Here is a 3040-nt window from a genome sequence, read left to right as displayed (position 1 = left end):
TTTGTGAACATCGAACTTTCGGTTCGTTTCGTCTTCACACACCGCAATCTGGCCTTTCGACTCAAATTGCTTGGGTGTTATATGGTCAAGCCTCACGGGCAATTAGTATTGGTTAGCTCAACGCCTCACAGCGCTTACACACCCAACCTATCAACGTCGTAGTCTTCGACGGCCCTTCAGGGAACTCAAGGTTCCAGTGAGATCTCATCTTGAGGCTAGTTTCCCGCTTAGATGCTTTCAGCGGTTATCTATTCCGAACATAGCTACCCGGCAATGCCACTGGCGTGACAACCGGAACACCAGAGGTTCGTCCACTCCGGTCCTCTCGTACTAGGAGCAGCCCCTCTCAAATCTCAAACGTCCACGGCAGATAGGGACCGAACTGTCTCACGACGTTCTAAACCCAGCTCGCGTACCACTTTAAATGGCGAACAGCCATACCCTTGGGACCGGCTTCAGCCCCAGGATGTGATGAGCCGACATCGAGGTGCCAAACACCGCCGTCGATATGAACTCTTGGGCGGTATCAGCCTGTTATCCCCGGAGTACCTTTTATCCGTTGAGCGATGGCCCTTCCATACAGAACCACCGGATCACTAAGACCTACTTTCGTACCTGCTCGACGTGTCTGTCTCGCAGTCAAGCGCGCTTTTGCCTTTATACTCTACGACCGATTTCCGACCGGTCTGAGCGCACCTTCGTACTCCTCCGTTACTCTTTAGGAGGAGACCGCCCCAGTCAAACTACCCACCATACACTGTCCTCGATCCGGATAACGGACCTGAGTTAGAACCTCAAAGTTGCCAGGGTGGTATTTCAAGGTTGGCTCCACGCAGACTGGCGTCCACGCTTCAAAGCCTCCCACCTATCCTACACAAGCAAATTCAAAGTCCAGTGCAAAGCTATAGTAAAGGTTCACGGGGTCTTTCCGTCTAGCCGCGGATACACTGCATCTTCACAGCGATTTCAATTTCACTGAGTCTCGGGTGGAGACAGCGCCGCCATCGTTACGCCATTCGTGCAGGTCGGAACTTACCCGACAAGGAATTTCGCTACCTTAGGACCGTTATAGTTACGGCCGCCGTTTACCGGGGCTTCGATCAAGAGCTTCGCGTTAGCTAACCCCATCAATTAACCTTCCGGCACCGGGCAGGCGTCACACCCTATACGTCCACTTTCGTGTTTGCAGAGTGCTGTGTTTTTAATAAACAGTCGCAGCGGCCTGGTATCTTCGACCGGCATGAGCTTACGGAGCAAGTCCTTCACCCTCACCGGCGCACCTTCTCCCGAAGTTACGGTGCCATTTTGCCTAGTTCCTTCACCCGAGTTCTCTCAAGCGCCTTGGTATTCTCTACCCAACCACCTGTGTCGGTTTGGGGTACGGTTCCTGGTTACCTGAAGCTTAGAAGCTTTTCTTGGAAGCATGGCATCAACCACTTCGTGTTCTAAAAGAACACTCGTCATCAGCTCTCGGCCTTAAGATCCCGGATTTACCTAAGATCTCAGCCTACCACCTTAAACTTGGACAACCAACGCCAAGCTGGCCTAGCCTTCTCCGTCCCTCCATCGCAATAACCAGAAGTACAGGAATATTAACCTGTTTTCCATCGACTACGCTTTTCAGCCTCGCCTTAGGGACCGACTAACCCTGCGTCGATTAACGTTGCGCAGGAAACCTTGGTCTTTCGGCGTGGGTGTTTTTCACACCCATTGTCGTTACTCATGTCAGCATTCGCACTTCTGATACCTCCAGCAAGCTTCTCAACTCACCTTCACAGGCTTACAGAACGCTCCTCTACCGCATCATCCGAAGATGATACCCGTAGCTTCGGTGTATGGTTTGAGCCCCGTTACATCTTCCGCGCAGGCCGACTCGACTAGTGAGCTATTACGCTTTCTTTAAAGGGTGGCTGCTTCTAAGCCAACCTCCTAGCTGTCTAAGCCTTCCCACATCGTTTCCCACTTAACCATAACTTTGGGACCTTAGCTGACGGTCTGGGTTGTTTCCCTTTTCACGACGGACGTTAGCACCCGCCGTGTGTCTCCCATGCTCGGCACTTGTAGGTATTCGGAGTTTGCATCGGTTTGGTAAGTCGGGATGACCCCCTAGCCGAAACAGTGCTCTACCCCCTACAGTGATACATGAGGCGCTACCTAAATAGCTTTCGAGGAGAACCAGCTATCTCCGAGCTTGATTAGCCTTTCACTCCGATCCACAGGTCATCCGCTAACTTTTCAACGGTAGTCGGTTCGGTCCTCCAGTTAGTGTTACCCAACCTTCAACCTGCCCATGGATAGATCGCCCGGTTTCGGGTCTATTCCCAGCGACTAGACGCCCTATTAAGACTCGCTTTCGCTACGCCTCCCCTATTCGGTTAAGCTCGCCACTGAAAATAAGTCGCTGACCCATTATACAAAAGGTACGCAGTCACAGAACAAAGTCTGCTCCCACTGCTTGTACGCATACGGTTTCAGGATCTATTTCACTCCCCTCTCCGGGGTTCTTTTCGCCTTTCCCTCACGGTACTAGTTCACTATCGGTCAGTCAGTAGTATTTAGCCTTGGAGGATGGTCCCCCCATATTCAGACAAAGTTTCTCGTGCTCCGTCCTACTCGATTTCATGACTAAGAGATTTTCGCGTACAGGGCTATCACCCACTATGGCCGCACTTTCCAGAGCGTTCCGCTAATCTCAAAGCCACTTAAGGGCTAGTCCCCGTTCGCTCGCCACTACTAAGGGAATCTCGGTTGATTTCTTTTCCTCAGGGTACTTAGATGTTTCAGTTCCCCTGGTTCGCCTCTTGCACCTATGTATTCAGTACAAGATAACCATCTTATGATGGCTGGGTTCCCCCATTCAGACATCTCCGGATCAAAGTCTGTTTGCCGACTCCCCGAAGCTTTTCGCAGGCTACCACGTCTTTCATCGCCTCTGACTGCCAAGGCATCCACCGTATGCGCTTCTTCACTTGACCATATAACCCCAAGCAATCTGGTTATACTGTGAAGACGACATTCGCCGAAAATTCGAATTTCTCAA

The 3040-nt window shown here is 51.4% G+C and carries 1 rRNA gene; it reads right to left on the bottom strand.

Annotated elements, in window-relative coordinates:
- Positions 1–81: 81 nt before the first annotated feature.
- A 23S ribosomal RNA gene (locus ACQ4MY_RS28985) occupies positions 82–2975 on the bottom strand.
- Positions 2976–3040 lie beyond the last annotated feature (65 nt).

The sequence above is a fragment of the Pseudomonas sp. SM4 genome (genome assembly GCF_051913165.1).
Lineage (GTDB): Bacteria > Pseudomonadota > Gammaproteobacteria > Pseudomonadales > Pseudomonadaceae > Aquipseudomonas.
This window is presented reverse-complemented; position numbering and strand designations above follow the sequence as displayed.